Here is a 22937-nt window from a genome sequence, read left to right as displayed (position 1 = left end):
GAGGACACGTATGCGGCATTCATTTTTTCGATCGCTAATCAAAGGAAGTGCTTTGCTTCTTTTCTTCTGTCTTTTCCTGACCGCTTGTGCGTCTGAATCAGGGGATTTGAATACGGTTACGGTGGATACCATTGAAGCTCCAAAAAATAAAACAATTCCTTTAACCGGCCTTTGGCGAATATCAGAAATCGTTCCGGTAAATGAACAGGATGGAGGCAAAACCACCTTCAAAGAAGATGATGTCTTTTGCTTATCCTCTCAAGTGGTAGCGATTAGTGATTACATTACGTCAAAACCTACTTTTTCTGCGAAGTATGTTCGTCTTGACGATTATTTGAAAAGTCGCCTTATCAATAAATCAGCTAAAGAGTTCAAATCTGAAGACGCAACAGTATTAATGATTAGAGATACTGATGTTTTTTCTTTGGATTTAGTTTCACTTGCGGACGATAGAGTTTTCTTTATTTATGACTCTTCTATCTATTTTTTGAAAAAAGAAAGTGATCAGGTTCCTCTTGATCTGGTAGAACGCTATCTTAAATTTTCAGCGATTAAAGAAGTGAAACAGCCGGGGTCAACCAATAAGAATCAACGACTGAGCCTGGTTGGCGTTCGGGAGTCAGTGGAAACCGATGAAGGGACCTCTGTTGATTCCTATTCCACCTATTTGATTTTTGATGATCCGAAATCAGACAAGCCTATTATTTCAAAGACAGCAGGGCTATTTACGGTGGATAGTGAAAATCAAGCCTATATCCTGGCCTATGAACCCTCTCGAATTAACCCACAGACGGAACTCCGTCAGGGGAAGTTTATTTACTATTCGGCATCGGATCCACAAAGAAAAAAAGCAGCGGTTCTTATGGATCAGAATGCCCGTCAAGTCACTTATTTAGGAAACAACATGGTTTCCTTTTCGAGGAAGAATCCCGCGGAAAAAAAAGAAGCCCCACGAAAATATGAACTCCGCCGCTTGGATGAATTAGCGGTTCCCTTATCCTTATCGGTTAAAGATATTGCTTCGCTTAAAGAGGTACAGGCCTTTAAGGAGCAAATTCAAACGCAAAAATCCTTTACTGATCCTCAGGGTTTAATCAAGGATAATAATGAGGAAACAGATTTATATAATATTGGAGTTATTCGAGAAACCGTCAATTGGTCTTTTGCTACTTCAAAGTATTGGAAGGTAGGGGAGAGGTATGTTCCATCTCTCATTCCCATCAACTTAACGACGGATATTCCCGTCTTCGATACGCCTAAGAATCCCGTATCCTGGTCTAAGGTGACGACTCGATTTACAGGAGCCCAGACGGCTTCATCACCGCCGGAAAGGGATCGAATGTTGGTAAAAACAGAAGATGAACTCCATTACTTCCATCTCATTCAGGGATCAATGGATTCCGATTCCGCTGTTTCCATACAACTCAAGTCCGAGTCTTCCGTAGTATCCATATCCCACTACAGCGGAGATACGGCGACAATTATTCGGGATCAGTTTCTCCATCAACGACTTTCCCAACCCCAAATCATCTACACCCACTAGTTATTGATTCAGGAACCTTGCAAAAAGTCCTCCTCCATTTGCCGGGGTGAGGGCTTTTTTTTAATGAGTTTCTCCTTCTGATGACGGCTACACTTTTTTATTGCCGCTTCTACTTTCATGGCAGTAGATCGAGAGGGAAAAGTCCAAGAGGCTATGACCCGCACCGGCCGACGAGACCGGGTATATTTTGCTCCGAGACCCTCTTGATGTAGGCGTACACGATCTTCCAGACACCGGGCATAACCGGTATAGTAGCTCCCATCACTACATTGCAGGATATAGGTGGTATAGGTTTTTCCTTTAGAATTTTTCATTGTCAGTATCCTCTTCCACCTTGGTTTTCATCACTTTAAGAACCAGTCCGGAGGGAAAGCCTCTCCGAATCAGGGCCTGATAGGTTCGGTTGAAATCCTTGGGATCTTTAAGGTCTCTTCTGCCATATTTCTTATCCAGTATCGTTTTGATGTTTTCACTCTCCACCGTATCATTCAAGTTGTTCAAGGCTCGATGAATAAGGTCAGGTGAAAGCCCTTTTTGACGAAGCATAGCAAAGATCTTACGTTTGGACCATGATTTTGTAGAGGATTTTTCCTGAGCATAGCGACTAGCGTATCGGGAATCATCGATAAGTCCACGTTTTTCCAACCAGTTCAGGACATCCTGGCGAACATCTTCTCGAATGCCTTCCTGTTTTAACCTTTGATCAATTTCAAAAGTTGTCCTGGGCTGATAGAGGGCATAAGCTTCACCCCGGTATCGAGCAAGATTTTTTTGGTCCTCATCTTCCATAAAATGGTAAATTTCTGAACTGATGGATTGCCCTTTGTGGATACCTAATTTAATGTAGTTTTCATAGGAAAGGCGGAAAACATCACCACTGGATAGTTGATAGACAAACCAGGCTTTTTTCTCATCGTATTCAATCATTTCGATTTTTATGGTCATTGTCTATCCTTTCTTTTCCTCTTCAGATTTGGCCTTGTCGACACTCTACTTTATGATACACTAAAAAGACGGTTCAAACGGTAAGTCCAGTAGAGAGAAGACGGTTTATGGTTAAGAAGGCCATCTGTTATGAGATTTTAATAAGGAGGTAATAATGGCAGAGATTAAATATGATCTGGTGGAAAGATTGGGTGTTTTAAGTACTGATGCGAAAGGTTGGACCAAGGAAATTAACTTAGTATCATGGAATGAACGCCCGGCCAAGTATGATATGAGGTCCTGGAATCCTGACCATACCCGGATGTCCAAGGGAATTACTTTTACTGAAGAGGAAGCTCAGGTTCTTCTAACCATCCTTCAGGATGAATTCAAAAATTAAGATAAAGCAAGGAAGCAAGGCAGGATGAAAGAAAGAGAAATCAAAATTATAGGTTATCATGAAAAAGCTCTTATTCAGGCTCTCCTTGATAAGGGGGCAGTTGATGCTGGGAAAGAGGAGCAGACGAATATCCGGATTTCTTCATCCTCACATCCGGTTCACAGTGATGCTTACCTACGTCTGAGAAAGGTAGTCAAAGGGGGAAATACTCTCCCTTTGGAGTTTACTTACAAGGAACGTCAGGGAGGATCTCAAGCCCGAATTAACGAGGAAACCACAGTTCATATTCAGCCGAAAGAAGGGGAGGTTCTTCTCCGTCTTCTAGCCAAGTTGGGCTATGATGTTCAGGAAATGGGCTTAAAATCTCGTCACACCTTTCTCTACAAGGATTTTCGGGTCGAGTTTGATACTTGGGATGCCCAAACTCTATCTTATCCCTATATTGAAGTGGAAGGCCCCTCTGTGGAAGCCTTAGACTGTTTTCTAGAGGAGTTCTCCATTCCCCGGTCCTTCGTTTCGACCAAATCCATAGGAGAACTCAGGGCAGAGGAAGAGAAGAAGAGAATCTCCTCCTAAATGCATGTCATTGACAAGAATGCCCGCTAAACCTATAATCGAGCTAGCAGGAGTGGACTCCTGCTCTATTTTTTAAGGAGAGTAAAATGGAACAACAAAAGAATATCATTACCCGTCAAGGTTATGAGGAACTGAAGAATAAGCTCAATTATCTGAAGACTGTTGAAAGACCTAAGGTAACTGAAAAAATTAAAGTCGCTAGAGGTTTTGGAGACCTTTCTGAAAACGCAGAATATGATGCGGCTAAAGAGGAACAGTCCAAGCTTGAGGGAGAAATTCAGGAGATTGAAAGCATCCTGGAGAGATCTGAGATCTTTGATAAGGATCCGGCCACCAGTACGGGAGAAATCACCCTGGGATCTGAAGTGGTTGTTTTGGATAAGGAGTTTGATGAAGAACTGACGTTAACGATTAAAGGCGTTACTGAAGCAAACCCGCGTTCCAATATCATCTCTTTGGAATCACCTCTGGGCAAAGCTCTTTTAGGTCATCGTGAAGGAGAAACTGTTTTAGTTGAAGCTCCCGTTGGAAAGATTGAATATCAAATTTTGAAGGTAATCAGCTGATTTTACGATCCTGATTAGAAAAGATATTATTTTGAAAGGAGCGGGCATGGCCAGGAAAGATCTGACAGATAATGAGCTCATACGGATCCGGATGGATAAGCTCAATCAATTAAAAAACGATAATAAAGATCCTCATGAAATCACCAAATTTGAGGTGACCGCACATAACAATGACTTGGTTGAGCACTTTAATGACTACAAAGGGAAAGAAGTCACCATTGCCGGTCGGATTTTAGCAAAGCGAGGTCACGGAAAGATCTCCTTCATGGATGTCCAGGATGGCTTTGGTAAAATCCAAATTATCGCTCGATTCAACCAATTGGATGATTTCTCCGTCATTGCTCTTTTGGATATTGGGGACATTGTCGGTGTCTCCGGAGAGGTGGTGGAGTCGGACAGGGGAGAGAAATCTATCGCGGCAAAGAACGTTACCCTCTTAACCAAGTCTCTTCGTCCTCTACCTGAAAAATTTCATGGATTAAAAGATCCGGACCTTCGCTATCGTCAACGGTATGTTGACTTGATCATGAATCCTGAGGTGAAGGATGTTTTTCTCAAGCGGTCTCGAATTATTTCAGCCATCCGTGAATTCCTGGATGGTCGGGGATTTCTTGAAGTGGAGACGCCCATCCTCAATACCATCGTTGGGGGAGCCAATGCTCGTCCTTTCATTACCCACCACAACAGCCTAAATATTGATATGTACCTGCGTATTGCCAATGAGCTTTATTTGAAGAGACTCATCGTTGGCGGATTTGATCGGGTATATGAAATGGGTCGGATGTTCAGAAATGAAGGCATGGATGCCACCCACAATCCCGAATATACCGCTATGGAACTCTATCAGGCTTATACGGACTACGAGGGGATGATGGAGATCACTGAAAATATGGTGGCTTTCGTCTGTGAAAAGATCCATGGAAGTACAAAAATCAATTACCAGGGTCAGGAAGTTGATTTCAAACCGCCCTGGAAGCGAGTTACCATGACTCAAGCGGTCAAGGAATATGCCGGTGTTGATTTTTCGACTATCCGTAATGACCAGGAGGCGAGAGCCCTGGCTGACAAACACGAGATTGAATATGAGAAAACAGACGGATGGGGAAAGATCCTTTCCCGCTTCTTTGATGAATATGCCGAGGAAAAGATGGTTGAACCCACCTTTGTTTATGAGTATCCGGTCGAAATTTCCCCCTTGTCTAAGCGTTCTCCTGAAGACCGCGACATGACCGAGCGTTTTGAAGCCTTTGTCTGCGGCTGGGAAATTGCCAATGCTTTCTCCGAGCTCAATGATGCTCAAGACCAGCATCAACGCTTCCTTCACCAGGTTGAACTTCGTGAAGGCGGTGATGATGAAGCAGGAATGATGGATGAGGATTTCATTAATGCTTTGGAGATCGGCCTTCCCCCTACCGGAGGGTTGGGGATTGGAATCGACCGCATGATCATGGTTCTGACCAACCAGGCCTCTATCCGCGACGTCCTCCTTTTCCCGACCATGAAGCCCCTGGGACTTGGCGATGGGGGACAAAAGGAAGAAAAATCTAAAAACGAAGACATGGAACTTCCCTTTATGAAAGCGGAAGACATTGATTTTTCCAAAGTTAAGGTTGAACCCCTTTTTGAAGACATGGTCGACTTTGAAAACTTCTCAACGATGGATCTTCGTGTAGTTAAGGTTAGGGACTGTCAGGAAGTTCCGAAGAGCAAAAAGCTTCTTTTATTCCACTTGGATGATGGGAGTGAAGAAGGCCGAACAATCCTAAGCGGGATTCGAAATTACTATACTCCTGAAGACCTGATGGGAAAAACTCTCTTGGCGATCTGTAACATTCCGCCCAGAAAGATGATGGGAGTGGATTCAGAGGGGATGCTTCTTTCTGCTATTCATGAAGAAGAGGGGGATGAGGTACTCCACCTGATTATGTTGGATCCTCGGATTCCGGCAGGAGCCAAGCTCTACTAGGTCTTTTCACTTTCCTGACGGATAGGTCTTATTAAACTTGTCCGTCAGGAAAGTGTTGAGCTTTTTGAAAAAAACAAGTAACATAGATGAGGTGCTGAAAATCGAAAGACGGATCATGATTTTTTCATGGCCCTACTGTATATCCTGCATAAGAAGGGGGAAGGATGATCATATATACGGATACAGCTTCAGATATGACACAAAAAGATGCAGAAGTCCGCAATCTTTCCCTTTTTGATATTGGTGTTGACTTTCCGGATGGTTCTTTTTCCTTTCAGTCTGAAGAAGATAAGGACCGTTTTTTTTACCGTCTCAACAAGTCCGGCATAGCCAAAACATCTTCTCCGCCAATCGGAACCATGATTCAGGTTTTTGAGGAGGTGAAAGAAGCTGGAGAAGAAGTCGTCTACATCACCATGTCCTCCTATTTATCGTCGACCTATGAGACTGCTCTTCAAGCAAAAGAAATTGTCGCTTATGAGGGAATTTATGTCGTCGATTCCCATATGGTGTGTAAAGGGCAAGCCTTGATGGCTGAATGGGCTGTTAAGATGAAAGAAGAGGGAAAGTCCTGTCAGGAGATTGTTGATTGGGTTGTTAAACGACGGGATGACTTTCGTTATATGGGGACTTTCATGGGCCTTGACCACTTAGTTAAGGGAGGGCGTTTGCCTGCTGCCGTAGGCCTGGCAGGAAAGGTGCTGAATATCAAACCCGTTGTCTCCATGGATGGGGGAAGACTCGGCCTTTATGGAAAGGCTCGGGGGATTCGTGCGTCAATCAAGAAGATACTCGATCGCTACCATTCGGAGGAAGTGGACCCGGATTTTCCGGTCTATTTTATTTACACTTATCCCGAAGAAGAGGGGAAGAGCTTTATTGATTACGCCCAGACCCTTTTAGATGACCACAGGGGTGAAATTGCTCAGATGGGTCCGGTGGTGGGCACACACATTGGACCCGGCTGTTTTGGCCTAGCCTATGTTGTTCGTCATGTGGACTAATTGGAGTTCTTTGAAAAGGCACTAAAGAAAAGGCATTAAAAAAATATGTGAATTGCCCTTGCATTCCAAAGACTCACCTGTTATACTATGTAAGTCACTGTGATGGAGGATCGGTCCTGAAAAACCTCTAAAAGGCCTTTTTGGGAGAAGCGTCCAATATGCCTTGTTAGCTCAGCTGGTAGAGCGCGCGGCTGTTAACCGCGTTGTCGTAGGTTCGAGTCCTACACAAGGCGTTTGCCGGGGTGGCGGAATTGGCAGACGCAAGGGACTTAAAATCCCTCGATCTGGATAAGATCGTACCGGTTCGACCCCGGTCCTCGGCATCGGCAGTTCTTACATGCGCGGGGTGGAGAAGAGGTATCTCGTCGGGCTCATAACCCGGAGGCCGCAGGTTCGAATCCTGCCCCCGCAATCATCTCCGCCACCACACTTACTTTAATATGTCTGGCGGAGTAGCTCAGCTGGCTAGAGCATTCGGTTCATACCCGAAGTGTCAGGGGTTCAAGTCCCTTCTCCGCTATTAAGGCCCTATGGTCAAGCGGTTAAGACATCGCCCTCTCACGGCGGTATCCCGGGTTCGAATCCCGGTAGGGTCATGGCCCAATTTGGCCCGGTAGTTCAGTCGGTTTAGAATGCCAGCCTGTCACGCTGGAGGTCGTGGGTTCGAGTCCCATCCGGGTCGTTTTCAATTAGGGCGAGTACCGAAGTGGCCAAACGGGACGGACTGTAAATCCGTTAGCTTAGCTTTCAGTGGTTCGAATCCGCTCTCGCCCAATTTAATATGCGGCAGTGGCTCAGAGGTAGAGCATCGCCTTGCCAAGGCGAGGGTCGCGGGTTCGAATCCCGTCTGCCGCTTTTACTTGAAATAAGTGTCAGTCTATCCTATAATGTTTAAGAGGTTAGGGCTCCACTTAATAAGCAAACTATACCGCCTATGCGGGTGTAGCTCAGTGGTAGAGCTCCAGCCTTCCAAGCTGGCTACGAGGGTTCGATTCCCTTCACCCGCTTGTTTCAAGTAAAGATTAGCTTATGTGCCATTAGCTCAGCTGGATAGAGCGTCTGGCTACGGACCAGAAGGCCTGGGGTTCGAATCCTCAATGGCACGGTAAACCGTCTGATTGTTCAGGCGGTTTTTTTATTGGCAAAAACTTAATGATTCTCTCCAAAATCTTCCGGATATGGGGTGATTTTTTGATATACTATTAAATACCGTAATCAAATCAATCTAAAGGAAGGGGGAAAAACTTTGCTTGACCGTTTAGAAGAACTTGAAGAAAGTTTAGAATATCAATTTCTTTATGAAAGCGATAGCGATTCTATCCACCTCCTTCTTTCCATGTTGGATCTGGACCATCCGACTTCCAACCTTCAGCCTCGCTATGTCCTTATGAAGGCCATCAATACCTCGCTCTTCCGTGCCCTGTCGGACCGAAAAGACCGGTATTTTATTATGCGAGCCATTCAAAAACTGATCAACGATGACGTTCATCGCTTTGAATTGGCCATCTGCTTGAAAGCCTATCCCTTGGGCAGAGAACAATCCATGGACTGGGTGGATAAGTTGGAGAGGGTAGCATTGGAAGCTTATACGCCTCAAGAGCTTAAACACCAGCAAATCCTCTTTCAGACAGCGAAGAAGGGCCCCGCTATGAATGTCCAGAGTCAGCTTTACCATTGGCTCAAAGTCCAGACCCACAATTATAAAGACTTATATCGCTTCTGTAACATATTTAGTCAGAAAGTGGTTAAAACAAAGATCTATCGAGCAAACCACTACTTAGACCGACAGATTGTATTGGACTTTGACCATCTTTCTCAATTAACTTCGGAAGAGTCCATCCTAACCATTAAGGATCTTAATTTTATCTATCGAAAATTCCGCCAATACCTGGCATCCAATGCTTGTCGGATTTATAAAGATAACATTTGGAATGGGGTTAACGATGCCGTTCTGGAAAGGTATATGCGGTGATCCTTTTAGGGATTGACCCCGGATTGGCTTTGGTGGGCTATGGGGTTATCCAACTTAAAGAAGGAAGGGTCACTCCTTTGGAGTATGGTTGTATTGAAACTCTAGCGGGGATGTCCTTGCCGGAGAGATTGGCCATCATTGACCAGGAAATGGAAAAGCTTATTGATGACTACCAGCCGGACCAGATAGCCTTTGAAGAGCTTTTTTTCTACCGGAATAAGACCACCATTATTTCTGTAGCTCAGGCCAGGGGTGTAGAGATCCTGGCCGGAGTAAAACGAGGCTTACCTATTTATGAATTTACCCCCTCCCAAATTAAGCAGGCGGTAACCGGCTATGGGAGAGCAAATAAACTTCAAATTCAACGCTCGATTCAGGCTCTGCTCGGTCTGACGGAGCTTCCTAAACCCGATGATGCAGCTGATGGACTGGCAGTGGCCATGACTTTGGCTTTTTCTCAGCGTTTTAGAGAAGAATATCGAATGGAGTAAGTATGATTTCATACATTAAAGGCGAGGTTACCTATCTGGACGAAGAGGGCCTGGTCATCGAAAACAACGGAGTAGGTTACCAGCTTGCGGCATCAGTTCAATCGATGTCGCATTTTCGTGTGGGTGAAAGGTATAAAATTTATACTGTTCAGGTAGTTCGAGAAGATGATATTAGCCTATATGGCTTTTATGAGGAGGAGGAAAGGGTCATTTTCCTCCTTCTTAACCGGGTTTCCGCCATTGGGCCTAAGGTTGCCCTCTCTATTCTTTCCACCTTAACTGTAGATGCCGTTGTCGGAGCCATCCTCAATAATGATCCCAAAACCCTATCCAGGTCCCCCGGAGTCGGAGCAAAGACCGCTTCCCGGATTATTTTAGAATTGGTGGATCGGGTGAAAAAACTGGGCTACCAGGTCAGACCGGAAGAAATCCAACCGCCGGCTGATCCAATGAAATCGCAGAATTATCAAGTTGCGATTGAAGCCCTTCTTAACCTGGGCTATGCCCGTAATGAAGCTGAACATGCTCTGAAAGATTGGAACCCTGAAGAGACTTTGGAGGAAGGAATCCGCCACGCTCTCCGCCGTCTTTCCTAGATGGTTGATTCATTGACGGGAAAGGAGGAAAGATGTCTGAAAGAAATGGCCACCGGATAGTCGGCCCCGGACTGGGCAAGGAAGAAGCTCCTTATGAGGGGTCCATCCGTCCCCGTTGGCTTAATGAGTATATTGGACAAAAGAAGAATAAGGAACAGCTGAAGATCTATATCGATGCTGCCCTAAAAAGAGGGGAAGCCCTCGACCACATATTATTAGCCGGACCACCGGGTTTGGGCAAGACCACCATGGCCACGATCATCTCTAACGAGATGGGAGCAAACATCAAGATTACTTCCGGTCCGGCCATCTCCAAACAAGGGGATCTGGCTTCCATCCTGACCAATCTCCAGCCGGGAGACATCCTCTTCATTGATGAGATCCACCGAATTAACCGAAATGTGGAGGAAGTTCTCTATCCCGCCATGGAAGACTATGCCCTGGACCTTATGGTAGGGAAGGGAACCATGGCCCAGAGTCTTCGTCTCGACTTATCCCCTTTTACGCTCATTGGAGCAACCACCCGGGCCGGCATGCTTTCTTCTCCATTGCGGGACCGATTTGGTGTCCTCATGTCCCTTCAACTCTACAACAGTGAGGATCTAGCTCAAATTGTCAGCCGATCCGCTTCCCTATTAGGAGTCGAGATGGATCAGGATTCGGCCCATGAGATCGGTCTTCGTTCTCGAGGGACTCCCCGAGTGGCTAACCGCCTTCTTCGGAGGATTCGAGACTATGCACAGGTCAAGGGAGACGGTCAAATTAATTTAGATTTGACTCGGCGTGCTTTGGATATGTTGGAGGTTGATCGGCTGGGTCTGGATAAAAATGATGAAAAAATCATTCGGATCCTGGCTACCCACTTTGGAGGTGGCCCTGTAGGGATAGATACTATGGCGGCTTCAGCCAATATGGAGGCGGGAACGATCGAAGAAGTGATTGAACCTTATCTTCTTCAAATCGGCTTTTTAGTTCGAACGGCTCGGGGAAGGATGTTGACAGCGAAGGCCTATGACCACTACGGCCTCCCCAAGCCCGATAATATTGGCAGTGAGAAGATAAATCCGCTTCCCAGTCCGTCCTCCCGTGAAGTTGACCAGGTTGAAATGAAAATTCGTGAAGAAGAATAAGAAAGAAGTCTTATGAAAACCAGTGAATTTGATTATCAGTTAGATCCGGAGTTGATTGCCCAACACCCTACCGACCGGCGGGAAGATTGTCGACTTATGGTGATGAATCGGTCGACCGGGGATCTCCAGCATGGCCATTTTTATGATTTACCTCATTTTTTAGAACCGGGAGATACCTTGGTTTTAAATGATACCAAGGTAATCCCGGCCAGACTTTTCGGTCATCGGGTGGGCAAGGATGAAAAGGTAGAAGTTCTCCTCCTTCGAAATCGGGAGGGAAGCGTTTGGGAATGTCTGGTTAAGCCGGGGAAGAAGGTGAAAGAAGGACAGGTCCTGGAATTCGGTGAAAAGAAGGAATTGACCGGGAAGGTATTGGGGATTATTGAAGAAGGTCAGCGCCTTATTGAATTCCACTTCGATGGGATTTGGGAAGAAGTTTTGGACCATCTGGGGAATATGCCCCTCCCACCCTATATTACGGAGAAATTGAAAAATAAGGACGATTATCAGACTGTTTATGCCCGGGTTAACGGCTCCGCTGCAGCACCTACAGCCGGCCTTCACTTTACTCGAGAACTTTTGAATAAGTTGTCCGCTAAAGGTGTCAATATTACTTACCTTACTCTCCATGTGGGCCTGGGAACCTTCCGTCCTGTTAAGGAGGAAGATATCGAAGACCATGCCATGCATTCGGAGTTTTATGTTCTCCCTAAGGAAACCGCGGAGAAGATTCGACAGACAAAAGCAAATGGGGGACGGGTTATTGCCGTAGGGACCACGGTTACTCGGACCCTGGAATCCGTTATGAAGAAGAAAGGGAAAATGGTGGAGGATTCCGGCTGGACAGATATTTTTATTTATCCGGGCTTTCGCTACGAAGCTATTGATGGCATCATAACAAACTTCCATCTTCCAAAATCTTCTTTAATTATGATGATTGCCGCCTTTACCGGTAAAGATAGAATTATGAAAGCTTATCAGGTCGCCAATGAAATGCGTTATCGATTTTTTTCCTTTGGCGATGCCATGCTGATCACAAATCCTGGTCCGGAAGAGGATGATCATGAATAGACCGGTCCGCTTTGAACTCCAACATCAATCAAAGGATTGTGGAGCCCGAGCGGGGATCATCCATACTCCTCATGGAGATATTAAAACCCCGGTCTTCATGCCGGTGGGAACCAAGGCTACGGTCAAGACGATGACGCCGGAGGAACTCAAGGATTTGGGGGCTCAGATTATCCTGGGTAACACCTACCACCTCTTTCTTCGTCCGGGCATGGACATCATGGACAAGGCGGGTGGTCTCCATAAATTCATGCACTGGGATAGGCCGATCTTGACGGATTCCGGAGGTTTTCAGGTCTTTTCCCTGGCGAAACCCCAGGATATGACGGAGGAGGGAGTGACATTTTCCTCCCATATCGACGGCTCCCTCCAACATATCAGCCCGGAAGTTTCCATCCAAGTCCAACAGGTTCTGGGATCGGATATTATGATGGCTTTTGATGAATGTGTATTTTACGAAGCTGATCAAGCCTATACGGAGGCTTCTATGGAAAGGACACTCCGGTGGTTGGATAGATGTATGGAGGCTCATACTCATTCCCATCAGGCACTTTTCGGCATTGTCCAGGGTGGCTTTTATGAAGATTTGAGGGATCGGTCCCTCCGGGAGACGGTGGCTAGAGACTTGGATGGCTATGCGATTGGCGGTATTTCCGTAGGGGAACCCCATGCTGATTTTACAAGGATCCTCAATTACACTGCTCCCAGACTCCCCCAAGATAAACCTCGCTACAATATGGGGATAGGCAGTCCGGACTATCTTTTTGAATCGGTTCAAGCAGGGATAGACATGGCTGACTGTGTACTTCCTACCCGAGTAGCTCGAAATGGTTTAGCCTTAACCCATCGAGGGAAGGTAACGGTTAGAAATGCAGTGTATAAAGATGATATGGGTCCCCTTGATCCGGATTGTACGTGCTATACCTGTCAGAATTACTCCAGAGCCTACATCCGCCACCTCCTCAATGTGAATGAAATTCTGGGTGCCCGCCTCTTAACCATCCACAACCTTCATTTTCTGATTACTTTGATGAATCAGATGAGAGAAGCCATATTTGATGATCGTTTTTTAGCATTCAAAGAGGATTTTCTTAAGGCCTATGATGAGGACCGGTGATTCCTTGCCAGAATCTTCAGTCTTTGGATATAATAGATTTGATGTAAAAAAACGGATAAGATTGTATTCGTTTAACCTGTGAAAAAGGAGAGATATTATGCCCCAAGGTGGACAATCCATTATAATGCTGGTTGCAATGCTGGCAATTTTTTATTTCCTTATCCTCCGTCCTCAAAAGAAGAAGACGGAAGAAGCTCAAAAAATGAGAGAGGGAATGAAAATCGGCGATACTGTTGTTACCATCGGCGGAATACGAGGTCGAGTGACTCGGATGAGTGAGGACTCCTTCTTTATCCAATCCGGCCAAGATGGTCATGAGATTGAGTTTCTCAAACAGGCCTTATCCTATGTGGTTAAACCGGTAGAGGGCTTCAACCCGGAAACGGTTGAGGAGTCAAATGAGGATAATGCCGACCGCCTGGACAGAGAAGAGGAAGAAAACGCCCTCAATTCTGATCAGGAGGATCAGGGTATTGAAAACGAAGCAGAGGACAATCGCAAGGATTTTTTCTAAGAAGTGCATAGAATAGAAAAAGAGGCGGAATAATTCCGTCTCTATTCTTTTTCAGAGGAGGTAAAGTGGCAGATTGGTATATAAAAAATCATCGACAGGAAGCAGAGCGCCTAAAAGAAGAAACCGGTATGTCAACTTTGGCCTCCATTCTTTTGGCGAATCGGGGGATCCGGACATTTGAAGAAGCTAAGACCTACTTTTCTCCGGACCTTTCCGGACTTCACAACCCTTATCTTTTTCAACAGATGGAATCAGCGGTTTCTCTTATTATGGATACTCTTTCTTCGGGCCTTTCTATCCGGATTGTTGGCGACTATGACCAGGACGGCGTAGCGGCTACGACGATATTGGTCAAAGGTCTTCGGTCTTTGGCCGAGGAAATGGGCCTAGACCCCTATCAGGCGGTCTCCTACGCCATACCGGACCGAGTGGTTGACGGCTACGGAATTAACCGTCGTTTAGTGGAAGAGGCAAAGAAAGAAGATGTTGCCCTAATCATCACTTGTGACAACGGAATTGCTGCCTTTGATGCTCTGGACTATGCTCAGGAAGTGGGCATTCCCGTCATTATCACTGACCATCATGAGATTCAGGAAGACGAGGAAGGGGGAGAGAAGGTGCCGGCCTGTGTGGCCTACCTCAATCCTCACTCCAAAAACTCAGGCTATCCCTTTCCGGACTTGTGCGGAGCCGGAGTTGCCTTCAAGCTTATCCAAGCGATCTATCAGGAGCTGGGGGAGGATTTTGCACGAATCCGTCCTCTTTTAGCCTATGCCTGCTTGGGCACCATTTGTGATGTCGTTCCCCTTCAAGGAGAAAACCGGGTCCTGGCCAGCATGGGTCTTCAGGTGATCAACGAAAAACCTGACCCCGGTATTGCCGCTCTCCTCCGCTATAACCATTGGGAGAGGGAAGTGGATACCTACGTGGTTGGTTTCATCATCGGACCCTCAATTAACTCCTCCGGTCGTCTCATGACGGCCCGGCTGGGTGTGGAGCTTTTTTTAGAGGACGATCCGGAAACGATCGAAGCCTATGCGGCAGAACTTGTCGCTCTCAATAATGAGCGGAAAGAGATGACTCGGACCGGTGTAGAAAAGGCCACAGACTTGGTTAGAAGTCAAAGTGACCTTGACCAGGTACTGGTTCTCTACCTCCCCGAAGTCCATGAATCCCTATGTGGTCTCATTGCCGGGAGGATAAAAGATCTATTTTATCGACCATGTCTGGTTTTTACCGATGCGGAAGAGACAGGCGAAGGGGAGAATTTAGTCAAGGGATCAGGACGGTCCATCGAATCCTATAACATCTTTGAAGCCCTTCAGCTTCACCGGGAAGACTATGTCGCTTTCGGCGGGCACGCCATGGCCTGCGGCATGACCCTTCGTAAAAAGGATCTGAACCGGATGAAGGTAATGTGGAATCGTGATGCCAAGCTGAGTACCGAAGACCTGACCCCTAGAATCGGTCTGGATGCCTCCCTTCCTCTTTCAATGGTTAAAGCCCCCCTTATGCGGATTATCGACCATATGGCTCCTTTTGGAATGAAGAATCCTAAACCGGTATTTGGAGCGAAAAATCTCTCTATTCGCCAATTTCGCCTGGTTGGAAAAAATAAGACCGTTCTCCAGATCCGTTTCGAGGACCAGGGAAGCTTTGTTAACGGAGTTCTCTTTCAGGCTGATGAAAAATTGAAGAGCCTGGAAAAAGAAGGACCCGAAGGAGTTATTGAGGATCTTCTCTCGGGGAAGGATCTTCCTGTGACTTTTGACATCTGCTATCAACCGGGTTGGAATGAGTTTCGGGGGACAAAATCCCTTCAAATTAAGCTGGTGGACATCCGCTTCAGTCGGGGCTTTTCTCGGTCATAAGTCCTGTCAATGTGGTATAATTAACAGATAATTCAAGTTTTATTCATCTTTTTCCGTCCAATTCATTGGACCCGGAATCCTGCCCAAATGGAGAAAGGAGGGACCATGACGATTGACAGCTTGCTCGAAAAAATCCGGACCTATAATCCGGATTGTAATGAGACGCTGATCCGTAATGCTTATGACTACGCCGATCAGGCCCACCAGGGGCAAATCAGAAACTCCGGTGAGCCCTACATTACCCATCCTCTCCATGTGGCCTTTATTTTAGCCGAACTCAAGATGGATGACCCCACCATTTGCGGGGGCCTTCTCCATGATGTTTTGGAAGATACAGCAATCACCTATGAGCAGATGGAGGATGATTTCGGTTCGGAAATCACCACCTTGGTTGATGGGGTGACCAAGCTAAAAAAAATCGCTTCGCGGTCAAAAATTGACAACCAGGTGGATAACTACCGGAAGATGGTTATGGCCATGGCCAATGATATCCGGGTCATCATCATAAAATTGGCGGACCGACTCCATAATTTACGGACTCTGGACTATAAAGAACGTCCCAAACAAATTGAAAAAGCAAAAGAAACGATTGAGATTTATGTACCCATTGCCCACCGTTTGGGGATTTTTGCCATTAAATCCGAATTGGAGGACCTCTGTCTCAAGTACTTGGATCCTCAGGCTTATTATGAAATTGCGGAGCTGGTCAATAAAAAATTGGAAGACCGACGGGAGGAAATTGACCGGATTGAGGATACGCTGAAGAAAAAATTGGATGAGTTGGGGATGACCTATGAAATAACCGGTCGCCCTAAGACACTTTACTCCATTTATAAAAAAATGTATAAGCAGGATAAGTCCTTTAACGAAATCTTCGATATAACAGCTATCCGGGTCATCGTGGATGACGTATCCGAATGTTACTCTGTTTTAGGCGTAGTCCATACGCTCTGGAAGCCCATCCCCAAACGCTTCAAGGACTATATCGCCATGCCTAAACAGAATATGTACCAGTCCCTCCATACCACTGTTATCGGACAGGACGGTCAGGTTTTTGAAGTACAAATTCGAACATGGGAAATGCACCGGACAGCGGAATTTGGTATTGCAGCCCACTGGCAATATAAAGAGGGGGGCAAGAAAAAATCGGACTTCGATGAAAAGTTAACCTGGGTTCGTCAGCTCATGGAATGGCAGAAGACAACCACGGATTCCCAGGAATTTTTGGAAACGTTGAAAGGAGACTTTTTCTCCGATGAGGTCTATGTCTTCTCACCGAGAGGGGATGTGATTGAGCTTCCACGGGGTTCAACGCCTATTGATTTTGCCTACCGAATTCACTCCGATGTAGGCAATGCCTGTGTCGGTGCCAAGATTGACGGCAAGCTTTTGCCGCTTGATACCAAGCTGGAAAATGGAAATATTATCGAAATTATTACCTCAAAAAACACCGCCGGTCCATCCAGAGATTGGCTGGATATTGTCCAATCCTCCGGAGCCCGATCAAAAATTCGGCAATTTTTCAAGCGGGCTAACCGCGATGAACACATCGAAAATGGAAGAGATATGATCCTTCAGGAAGTCAAGAAGGACGGTTATCCGACCAAAAAAGTGATCACCCCTGAAGCCTTGGAAAAATTGGTCGATCGGATGTCTTACTCATCTCCGGAAGACCTTTTCGCTGCTGTCGGGTTCGGCAGTCAGTCCCTTTCTGCGATCGTTTCGCGTTTGGAAGATCTATACGATAAGGTCCAAAAAAGAAAGGAATTGGAAGCCATGGCGGAAAGTGCCATGGTAAGTGCTGAACAGGAAAAGTCCCATCACGACAGTCAAGATGTTCAAGAGAAGACAAATGCTGTTTCAGTAGTTGGAGAGGGGACAGACAACCTGGAAGTCAAGTTCGCTCAGTGTTGCTCACCGGTTCCCGGTGACGATATTGTCGGCTACATTACCCGGGGGCATGGGATCACGGTTCATCGGAAATCCTGCCCAAACATTCGTTCCAATCAGTCTCCGGAGAGGCTTATTGCTTTGGAATGGAATAAAATCAACCGAACCACCTTTGATGCTTCGCTCACCATTGAAGCAATGAACGTGTCCGGCTATGTCGCTGAGTTGGCTCAACTTATTGTCCAACTGGAAATGGACATGAATGGGATTGAAGCAAGGTCAAGAGAGGATTCCACTGTCATCATTAAACTAACCGTTCGGGTAGAAGATAAAGATCGGATGGAGCTCTTGATCCGAAGAATTCGAGAATTGGAGCCAACCCTGGCAGTTTACCGGGTACGGCATTAAATGGGAAGAAAGGACCCCCATGAAGATTGAATGCTTTTCAACCATGGCATCGGAGAATATCTATCTATTGTCTGATCCGGAAGCCAGGCAGGCCGTCATTATTGATCCCGGAGCCCCCTCACGTCTCCTGGAGGAAGAAATTGATGAGGCCGGCTTAACCATAGAGGCGATTTTATTAACACATGGACATGTTGATCATTTTGGGGGAGCTGACCATTATCGGTCTTTGTATTCGGCCCCAATTTGGGCCAGCGAAAAGGAGAAGGACCTTCTTTTAGATCCTGAAAAGAATGTTTCGATTGCTTTTTTCGGTCAAGCAGAGAGCCTTGCTTGTGACCATTACTTCAAAGAAGGTGATTGTGTCAGCTCTTTTAACCTCCGGGTAATGGAAACTCCCGGTCATACAGCCGGATCGGTCTGTTTTCTGGGCGAGGATATTTTGTTTTCGGGAGACACCCTTTTTCAGGGTTCCTGTGGTCGTTGGGATCTTCCTACCGGGGGAATGCATAGCCTATTTCGTTCCCTGGGAAGGTTGTTTCGTCTGACCGGGGATTACCGGATTCTTCCGGGACATGGACCTGAGAGTCGACTATCCATAGAGAAAGAATCATCACCCATTATGGAATATGTAAAGATGCAAGAAGATCTTGATCGAAAGCAAGGCAAGGAAAAGGAGTTGTGATGGAATCGTTGAAAGGATTAAAGCGGACTCACTATTGCGGTGACCTGCGTTTGGATGATCAGGGGAAAGAAGTTGTTCTCATGGGTTGGGTCAACAAAACCCGTGATCTTGGTGCTCTCTCGTTTGTGGATCTTCGGGATAAGACCGGAATTACCCAATTGGTCTTCAATAAGGAAGACCGGGAAAGTCTTTATCAAAAATCAAAAGAGGTTCACCAGGAATATGTTCTGGCTGCAAGGGGAATAGTCCGGGAACGGTCAGCAAAAAATCCTGATCTTGCGACCGGGGACATCGAGGTGGAATGTTCAGAGCTGAGGATTTTGGATGTGGCAAAAACGCCGCCTATTTATATCAAAGATGATGATAATGCCAGTGAAGAAATTCGATTAAAGTACCGGTATTTGGACCTCCGTAAACCTCGGATGCAGGATATGTTGATCAAGAGGGCGGAGATCACCCGCTTATTCCGGGAATTCCTCCATGACCAGGATTTTATAGAAGTGGAAACGCCTTTTTTAGGCAAGCCAACTCCGGAGGGGGCCCGGGATTATCTTGTTCCCTCCCGTGTTAATCCCGGTTATTTTTATGCCCTGCCCCAAAGCCCACAGCTCTTGAAACAGCTTCTGATGATTGCCGGGACTGACCGCTATTACCAGGTGGCACGCTGCTTCCGAGATGAAGACCTCCGGGCAAATCGACAGCCGGAATTCACCCAGGTGGATATCGAAATGTCTTTTGTGGATATGGATGATGTGATGGCCATGAATGAAGAACTTTTGGCTTATCTCTTCAAGGAATTTAAGGGCATTGAACTGAAGCGTCCATTCCCTAAGATGTCCTACGATGAAGCCATGGCAAAGTATGGGTCGGATAAGCCCGACCTCCGTTACGGTTACGAAATTCACGACCTTTCCGGGATTGGCCAGACGACTGAATTTGACCTCTTGAATCTTTCGCCTGAGAGTGAGGATGCCGTATTAGGGATCAATTTTAATGGCTTAGCGGAAAAATATACCCGAAAGAAATTGGACAAACTCGCTTCCTATGCCAAGGGAATTGGAGCAAGCGGACTCCTTTGGCTGAAGAAAGACAAGGGAGAAATTTCGTCTTCCTTTAATAAATTCCTGACCGAAGACCTGATCGCTTACTTGGAGGAGGAAATGGGATTGGAAGACGGGGATTTAGCGATTTTAATGGTTGGCAATCGGTCAAAAATTCAAGAGTATTTGGGAATGGTCCGGGTTCATATGGCAGGAGAGAATCTGACCTTTGATCCGGATGATTTTGCCCTGACTTGGATTGTCGATTTTCCCATGTTTGAATACTCTGAAGAGGAAGGCCGGTACGTGGCCATGCACCACCCCTTTACCCATCCGGTGGAGGAAGATATTCCCCTTTTGGAAAATGAACCGGAAAAGGTTCGGGCTAAGGCCTACGATATTGTGATCAATGGCGATGAATGCGGTGGGGGATCCATTCGTATCAACAATGCTGACCTTCAAAACAAAATTTTTAACCTCCTGCAGTTAAGTCAGGAAGATATTGAGAATCGCTTCGGCTTCTTCACGGAGGCTCTTCAATATGGAACTCCTCCGCATGGAGGAATTGCCTATGGATTGGACCGTTTAGTAATGACCTTGATTGGCAGAGATTCCATTAAAGATGTCATCGCCTTCCCTAAAACCCAGACGGCCTCGGATTTAATGACCCAGGCACCGACTTCTGTCACCAAGGATCAGTTGGATGAATTACATCTAAGGGTTCAACTTGATCAATAGATCTTGACGGGTCACTTTCTATCGCTATGAGAAAGGGGACGCACCATGAAAAATAACGGATTTGTAATGGAAAATAAAGAAGGTCTTTCCCATATTCTGGTTTACCGGGAAGAGGCCTGTGGAAACTGTTCTGCTTCCGGTATCTGTAAAAGTAAGAAAGCCTCAACCCAGTGGGTGAGGAATTCTTTGGATGCCCAACCGGGGGATACGGTCTCTTTGGATATGCCCGACCATATCTTTATCGGTTCGGTTTTTATCCTCTATGTCTTTCCTCTCTTGCTTTTTCTTTTGGGCCTTTTGGTCATTTACATGACAACGAAGAATGAGATTTACTCTTTTCTGGGAGGAATGGTCGGGCTGGGCATCTTCTATATCATTGCTCGTCGTATCGATGGGTCATCTTCCCGGGATATGGTCAAGATGGTTCGGATTCTTTCTCAAGAGGAATTGGGAGCAGTGACCTCCTGTTTGGATAAGAAAGAAGATGACCACAAGGGTGATGAACGAGATTTGGGGGCTTCCCATGTCTAGGCCTGTTGTTGCCATTATTGGTCGCCCCAATGTAGGTAAGTCAACCCTTTTTAACCGGCTAGTTGGAGGACGGGTGTCCATCACCGAAGATACACCCGGTGTCACCCGTGACCGACTTTATCGGGAAGTGGAGTGGCAAAACAACTACTTCCTCCTCATGGATACGGGAGGTCTGGAAATGGGTTCTGATGATGTCTTTGCTAAGGAGATCGAAATCCAGGTGGATATGGCTCTGGAGACGGCGGATCTTATTCTTTTCCTCGTTGATGGTCGAGAGGGGGTTTCCAACCTTGATCGGATGATCGCTGATAAGCTCCACAAAGGAGGGCGGGATCCCCTCCTGGTTGTTAACAAGGTGGATACCCACCATACCCCGGATACTGTCTATGAATTCTATGAACTGGGCTTTTCCGATATGGCCATCATCTCTGCTGAACAATCCTTCGGTCTGGGTGACCTTCTTGACGATATCATGGATCGGCTTCCCAAAGAGAGCAGCCGGTCTATTGAATCGGATGCCTTGAAAATATCGGTTATCGGAAAACCCAATGTGGGAAAATCTTCACTGATTAACCGGCTATTAGGCGAGAATCGGATGATCGTCACCAACATACCCGGGACTACACGGGATGCCATTGACTCTTATTACGAAAGAGACGGAAAAGAGTACATCCTGATTGATACAGCAGGTATGCGCCGACAGCGGTCCATCGACAATTTGGTTGAGCGTTACTCTGTTATCCGGACTCTTTCTTCAGTCGACCGGTCTGAGATGTGTCTTTTTCTCATCGATGCGACTAAGGGGGTAACCGAACAGGATAAACGCATTGCCGGCTATGCCCATAATAATGCAAAGGCCTCCATTATTGTTGTTAATAAATGGGACCTCGTGGAGAAAGAAACGAATACCATGAAAGAGTATGAAGATAAGATCCGCAATGACCTGGCTTTCATGCCCTATGCACCGGTTGTTTTTATCTCCGCCAAGACCGGTTACCACATTCCTGCTCTTTTTGAGACGATTAACCGAGTGGATGAGAATTACTCCTTCCGCATGTCTACCTCTCTTTTCAACCAGGTTCTTCGGGATGCAACGATCATGAGTCCACCGCCCACAGATAAGGGAAAACGACTTAAGATTTACTATGGGACCCAGGTTACCACTCGTCCACCAAAGATTATTTTTTACTGTAATGATGCCGACATGTTTCACTTCTCCTATATGCGTTATTTGGAAAATACCATCCGAAAGAATTTTTCTTTTGAAGGCGTTCCCCTTGTTCTTGAAGCGAGAGAAAGAAAGGAGCGAGAAGAATGATTCATTTTCTTCTAATCATAGGTGCTTATTTACTTGGCTCATTCCCATCGGGTTACCTGGTCGGTAAGTGGTTGGGTAATAAAGATATTCGAAATTATGGGTCCGGAAATACCGGTGCGACAAATGCACTTCGGGTTCTAGGTCCTAAGGTGGGACTTATTACCTTCCTTTTGGACTTTTTTAAGGGAGCCTTTCCCTGCTTTCTTGCCCTCCATTTCCATCTGCCGGAGTGGACTCTTGCCTTCACCATGATCGCAGTGAGTTTAGGTCATTGTTATTCGATTTTTTTAGGCTTTAGCGGAGGAAAAGCGGTTGCGACTACCTGTGGCATCTTCTTCATTATGGACTACCGAATGCTGGTTGTCTTTGCGATTGTCTTCTTTATCCTTGTATTCACAACGGGCTACGTTTCCTTGGGCTCCTTAACATCCAGCTTATCAGGTGCAATTTTCGGCCTTTTCTTCTCTCCTTATGGTCCATGGGTCAAATTCGCTTTTCTCCTTTTGGTTGCCATTATCTTCTACCGTCACTCCTCAAATATCGGTCGTCTCCTCAGGGGAGAAGAGTCCTCTTTCAAAAAGAAAAAGTAGGT

General features: G+C 46.1%; 22 protein-coding genes and 10 tRNA genes. 30 read left to right on the top strand and 2 right to left on the bottom strand.

Annotated features, from left to right (window positions below; all coding sequences use genetic code 11):
- The first annotated feature begins 10 nt into the window (after positions 1–10).
- Positions 11–1543 (top strand): hypothetical protein, encoded by a 1533-nt coding sequence (locus BN2373_RS07130; protein ID WP_154826145.1) that lies wholly within the window; start codon positions 11–13, stop codon positions 1541–1543.
- A gap of 8 nt (positions 1544–1551) precedes the next feature.
- Here BN2373_RS07130 and BN2373_RS07125 read toward each other — a convergent pair whose 3' ends face one another.
- Entirely contained in the window at positions 1552–1857 is a 306-nt protein-coding gene (locus tag BN2373_RS07125) for a GIY-YIG nuclease family protein (protein ID WP_053943387.1), read from the bottom strand.
- Positions 1844–2488 (bottom strand): regulatory protein RecX, encoded by a 645-nt coding sequence (locus BN2373_RS07120; RefSeq protein WP_053943386.1) that lies wholly within the window; start codon positions 2486–2488, stop codon positions 1844–1846. The genes BN2373_RS07125 and BN2373_RS07120 overlap by 14 nt, the downstream gene beginning before the upstream one ends.
- 154 nt (positions 2489–2642) lie before the next feature.
- On the opposite strand from BN2373_RS07120, the gene BN2373_RS07115 reads away from it, so the two are divergent.
- The 29 genes from BN2373_RS07115 to plsY all read left to right on the top strand — a co-directional run bounded on the left by BN2373_RS07115 (position 2643) and on the right by plsY (position 22935).
- Positions 2643–2867, top strand: a complete 225-nt coding sequence (locus tag BN2373_RS07115; protein WP_053943385.1) for a YdbC family protein — start codon at positions 2643–2645, stop codon at positions 2865–2867.
- Positions 2868–2891: 24 nt separating this feature from the next.
- On the top strand, positions 2892–3443 hold the full coding sequence (locus BN2373_RS07110) for a class IV adenylate cyclase (RefSeq protein ID WP_053943384.1): 552 nt from the start codon (positions 2892–2894) through the stop codon (positions 3441–3443).
- A gap of 86 nt (positions 3444–3529) precedes the next feature.
- A complete protein-coding gene (gene greA, locus BN2373_RS07105) occupies positions 3530–4009 on the top strand; it encodes a transcription elongation factor GreA (RefSeq protein WP_053943383.1) in 480 nt (159 codons plus the stop codon).
- Positions 4010–4055: 46 nt separating this feature from the next.
- Positions 4056–5975: a lysine--tRNA ligase gene (gene lysS / locus BN2373_RS07100; protein ID WP_053943382.1), complete on the top strand. Its 1920-nt coding sequence runs from the start codon at positions 4056–4058 to the stop codon at positions 5973–5975.
- A gap of 164 nt (positions 5976–6139) precedes the next feature.
- Positions 6140–6979 carry a DegV family protein gene (locus BN2373_RS07095; RefSeq protein WP_053943381.1) on the top strand — a complete coding sequence of 280 codons (840 nt, stop codon included), beginning with the start codon at positions 6140–6142 and terminating at the stop codon, positions 6977–6979.
- Positions 6980–7139: 160 nt separating this feature from the next.
- Positions 7140–7212 (top strand) — tRNA-Asn (locus BN2373_RS07090).
- 3 nt (positions 7213–7215) lie between these two features.
- Positions 7216–7302 (top strand) — tRNA-Leu (locus tag BN2373_RS07085).
- A 17-nt stretch (positions 7303–7319) separates the two neighbouring features.
- Positions 7320–7391: transfer RNA gene (locus BN2373_RS07080), tRNA-Met, on the top strand.
- Between the two features lie 34 nt (positions 7392–7425).
- A tRNA-Met gene (locus BN2373_RS07075) sits at positions 7426–7499 on the top strand.
- Positions 7500–7503: 4 nt separating this feature from the next.
- Positions 7504–7575, top strand: a tRNA-Glu gene (locus BN2373_RS07070).
- Between the two features lie 11 nt (positions 7576–7586).
- Positions 7587–7661, top strand: a tRNA-Asp gene (locus BN2373_RS07065).
- Between the two features lie 10 nt (positions 7662–7671).
- Positions 7672–7753: transfer RNA gene (locus BN2373_RS07060), tRNA-Tyr, on the top strand.
- Between the two features lie 9 nt (positions 7754–7762).
- Positions 7763–7834, top strand: a tRNA-Gly gene (locus BN2373_RS07055).
- A gap of 81 nt (positions 7835–7915) precedes the next feature.
- Positions 7916–7986, top strand: a tRNA-Gly gene (locus tag BN2373_RS07050).
- 24 nt (positions 7987–8010) lie between these two features.
- Positions 8011–8084, top strand: a tRNA-Arg gene (locus BN2373_RS07045).
- Positions 8085–8225: 141 nt separating this feature from the next.
- On the top strand, positions 8226–8951 hold the full coding sequence (locus BN2373_RS07040) for a hypothetical protein (protein ID WP_053943380.1): 726 nt from the start codon (positions 8226–8228) through the stop codon (positions 8949–8951).
- The gene (ruvC, locus tag BN2373_RS07035; RefSeq protein ID WP_053943379.1) at positions 8948–9442 is read left to right on the top strand and encodes a crossover junction endodeoxyribonuclease RuvC; all 495 of its coding nucleotides are present in this window, start codon (positions 8948–8950) and stop codon (positions 9440–9442) included. The genes BN2373_RS07040 and ruvC overlap by 4 nt, the downstream gene beginning before the upstream one ends.
- A gap of 2 nt (positions 9443–9444) precedes the next feature.
- Entirely contained in the window at positions 9445–10038 is a 594-nt protein-coding gene (gene ruvA / locus BN2373_RS07030; RefSeq protein WP_053943378.1) for a Holliday junction branch migration protein RuvA, read from the top strand.
- A gap of 32 nt (positions 10039–10070) precedes the next feature.
- Positions 10071–11168, top strand: coding sequence for a Holliday junction branch migration DNA helicase RuvB (ruvB, locus tag BN2373_RS07025; RefSeq protein ID WP_074017982.1), 1098 nt, complete (start codon positions 10071–10073; stop codon positions 11166–11168).
- A 12-nt stretch (positions 11169–11180) separates the two neighbouring features.
- Entirely contained in the window at positions 11181–12239 is a 1059-nt protein-coding gene (queA, locus tag BN2373_RS07020; RefSeq protein ID WP_053943377.1) for a tRNA preQ1(34) S-adenosylmethionine ribosyltransferase-isomerase QueA, read from the top strand.
- Positions 12232–13353, top strand: a complete 1122-nt coding sequence (gene tgt / locus BN2373_RS07015) for a tRNA guanosine(34) transglycosylase Tgt (RefSeq protein ID WP_053943376.1) — start codon at positions 12232–12234, stop codon at positions 13351–13353. The genes queA and tgt overlap by 8 nt, the downstream gene beginning before the upstream one ends.
- Before the next feature lie 97 nt (positions 13354–13450).
- Positions 13451–13867, top strand: coding sequence for a preprotein translocase subunit YajC (gene yajC / locus BN2373_RS07010; RefSeq protein WP_053943375.1), 417 nt, complete (start codon positions 13451–13453; stop codon positions 13865–13867).
- A gap of 65 nt (positions 13868–13932) precedes the next feature.
- Positions 13933–15738: a single-stranded-DNA-specific exonuclease RecJ gene (gene recJ, locus BN2373_RS07005; protein WP_053943374.1), complete on the top strand. Its 1806-nt coding sequence runs from the start codon at positions 13933–13935 to the stop codon at positions 15736–15738.
- A 105-nt stretch (positions 15739–15843) separates the two neighbouring features.
- Complete coding sequence (locus tag BN2373_RS07000; RefSeq protein WP_053943373.1) at positions 15844–18036, top strand: RelA/SpoT family protein; 2193 nt, start codon at positions 15844–15846, stop codon at positions 18034–18036.
- 19 nt (positions 18037–18055) lie between these two features.
- Positions 18056–18718 carry an MBL fold metallo-hydrolase gene (locus BN2373_RS06995; protein ID WP_053943372.1) on the top strand — a complete coding sequence of 221 codons (663 nt, stop codon included), beginning with the start codon at positions 18056–18058 and terminating at the stop codon, positions 18716–18718.
- Positions 18718–20496, top strand: a complete 1779-nt coding sequence (aspS, locus tag BN2373_RS06990) for an aspartate--tRNA ligase (protein WP_053943371.1) — start codon at positions 18718–18720, stop codon at positions 20494–20496. The genes BN2373_RS06995 and aspS overlap by 1 nt, the downstream gene beginning before the upstream one ends.
- A 45-nt stretch (positions 20497–20541) precedes the next feature.
- The gene (locus BN2373_RS06985) at positions 20542–21027 is read left to right on the top strand and encodes a SoxR reducing system RseC family protein (protein WP_053943370.1); all 486 of its coding nucleotides are present in this window, start codon (positions 20542–20544) and stop codon (positions 21025–21027) included.
- Positions 21020–22345: a ribosome biogenesis GTPase Der gene (gene der / locus BN2373_RS06980; protein ID WP_053943369.1), complete on the top strand. Its 1326-nt coding sequence runs from the start codon at positions 21020–21022 to the stop codon at positions 22343–22345. Before BN2373_RS06985 ends, der begins: the two co-directional genes overlap by 8 nt.
- A complete protein-coding gene (gene plsY / locus BN2373_RS06975; protein WP_053943368.1) occupies positions 22342–22935 on the top strand; it encodes a glycerol-3-phosphate 1-O-acyltransferase PlsY in 594 nt (197 codons plus the stop codon). Before der ends, plsY begins: the two co-directional genes overlap by 4 nt.
- Positions 22936–22937: the final 2 nt, after the last annotated feature.

The sequence above is a fragment of the Kallipyga gabonensis genome (genome assembly GCF_001286805.1).
GTDB classification, from domain to species: Bacteria; Bacillota; Clostridia; order Tissierellales; family Peptoniphilaceae; genus Kallipyga; species Kallipyga gabonensis.
Note: the sequence above shows the minus strand (reverse complement) of the source record. Positions and strands in the feature narration are given on the sequence as shown.

Bases quoted from the DNA above. Each gene is read 5' to 3' on its own strand.
- BN2373_RS07130 (WP_154826145.1), top strand. From the start codon at position 11: ATGCGGCATTCATTTTTTCGATCGCTAATCAAAGGAAGTGCTTTGCTT.
- BN2373_RS07125 (WP_053943387.1), bottom strand. From the start codon at position 1,857: ATGAAAAATTCTAAAGGAAAAACCTATACCACCTATATCCTGCAATGT.
- BN2373_RS07120 (WP_053943386.1), bottom strand. From the start codon at position 2,488: ATGACCATAAAAATCGAAATGATTGAATACGATGAGAAAAAAGCCTGG.
- BN2373_RS07115 (WP_053943385.1), top strand. From the start codon at position 2,643: ATGGCAGAGATTAAATATGATCTGGTGGAAAGATTGGGTGTTTTAAGT.
- BN2373_RS07110 (WP_053943384.1), top strand. From the start codon at position 2,892: ATGAAAGAAAGAGAAATCAAAATTATAGGTTATCATGAAAAAGCTCTT.
- greA (WP_053943383.1), top strand. From the start codon at position 3,530: ATGGAACAACAAAAGAATATCATTACCCGTCAAGGTTATGAGGAACTG.
- lysS (WP_053943382.1), top strand. From the start codon at position 4,056: ATGGCCAGGAAAGATCTGACAGATAATGAGCTCATACGGATCCGGATG.
- BN2373_RS07095 (WP_053943381.1), top strand. From the start codon at position 6,140: ATGATCATATATACGGATACAGCTTCAGATATGACACAAAAAGATGCA.
- ruvA (WP_053943378.1), top strand. From the start codon at position 9,445: ATGATTTCATACATTAAAGGCGAGGTTACCTATCTGGACGAAGAGGGC.
- ruvB (WP_074017982.1), top strand. From the start codon at position 10,071: ATGTCTGAAAGAAATGGCCACCGGATAGTCGGCCCCGGACTGGGCAAG.
- queA (WP_053943377.1), top strand. From the start codon at position 11,181: ATGAAAACCAGTGAATTTGATTATCAGTTAGATCCGGAGTTGATTGCC.
- tgt (WP_053943376.1), top strand. From the start codon at position 12,232: ATGAATAGACCGGTCCGCTTTGAACTCCAACATCAATCAAAGGATTGT.
- yajC (WP_053943375.1), top strand. From the start codon at position 13,451: ATGCCCCAAGGTGGACAATCCATTATAATGCTGGTTGCAATGCTGGCA.
- BN2373_RS07000 (WP_053943373.1), top strand. From the start codon at position 15,844: ATGACGATTGACAGCTTGCTCGAAAAAATCCGGACCTATAATCCGGAT.
- BN2373_RS06995 (WP_053943372.1), top strand. From the start codon at position 18,056: ATGAAGATTGAATGCTTTTCAACCATGGCATCGGAGAATATCTATCTA.
- aspS (WP_053943371.1), top strand. From the start codon at position 18,718: ATGGAATCGTTGAAAGGATTAAAGCGGACTCACTATTGCGGTGACCTG.
- BN2373_RS06985 (WP_053943370.1), top strand. From the start codon at position 20,542: ATGAAAAATAACGGATTTGTAATGGAAAATAAAGAAGGTCTTTCCCAT.
- der (WP_053943369.1), top strand. From the start codon at position 21,020: ATGTCTAGGCCTGTTGTTGCCATTATTGGTCGCCCCAATGTAGGTAAG.
- plsY (WP_053943368.1), top strand. From the start codon at position 22,342: ATGATTCATTTTCTTCTAATCATAGGTGCTTATTTACTTGGCTCATTC.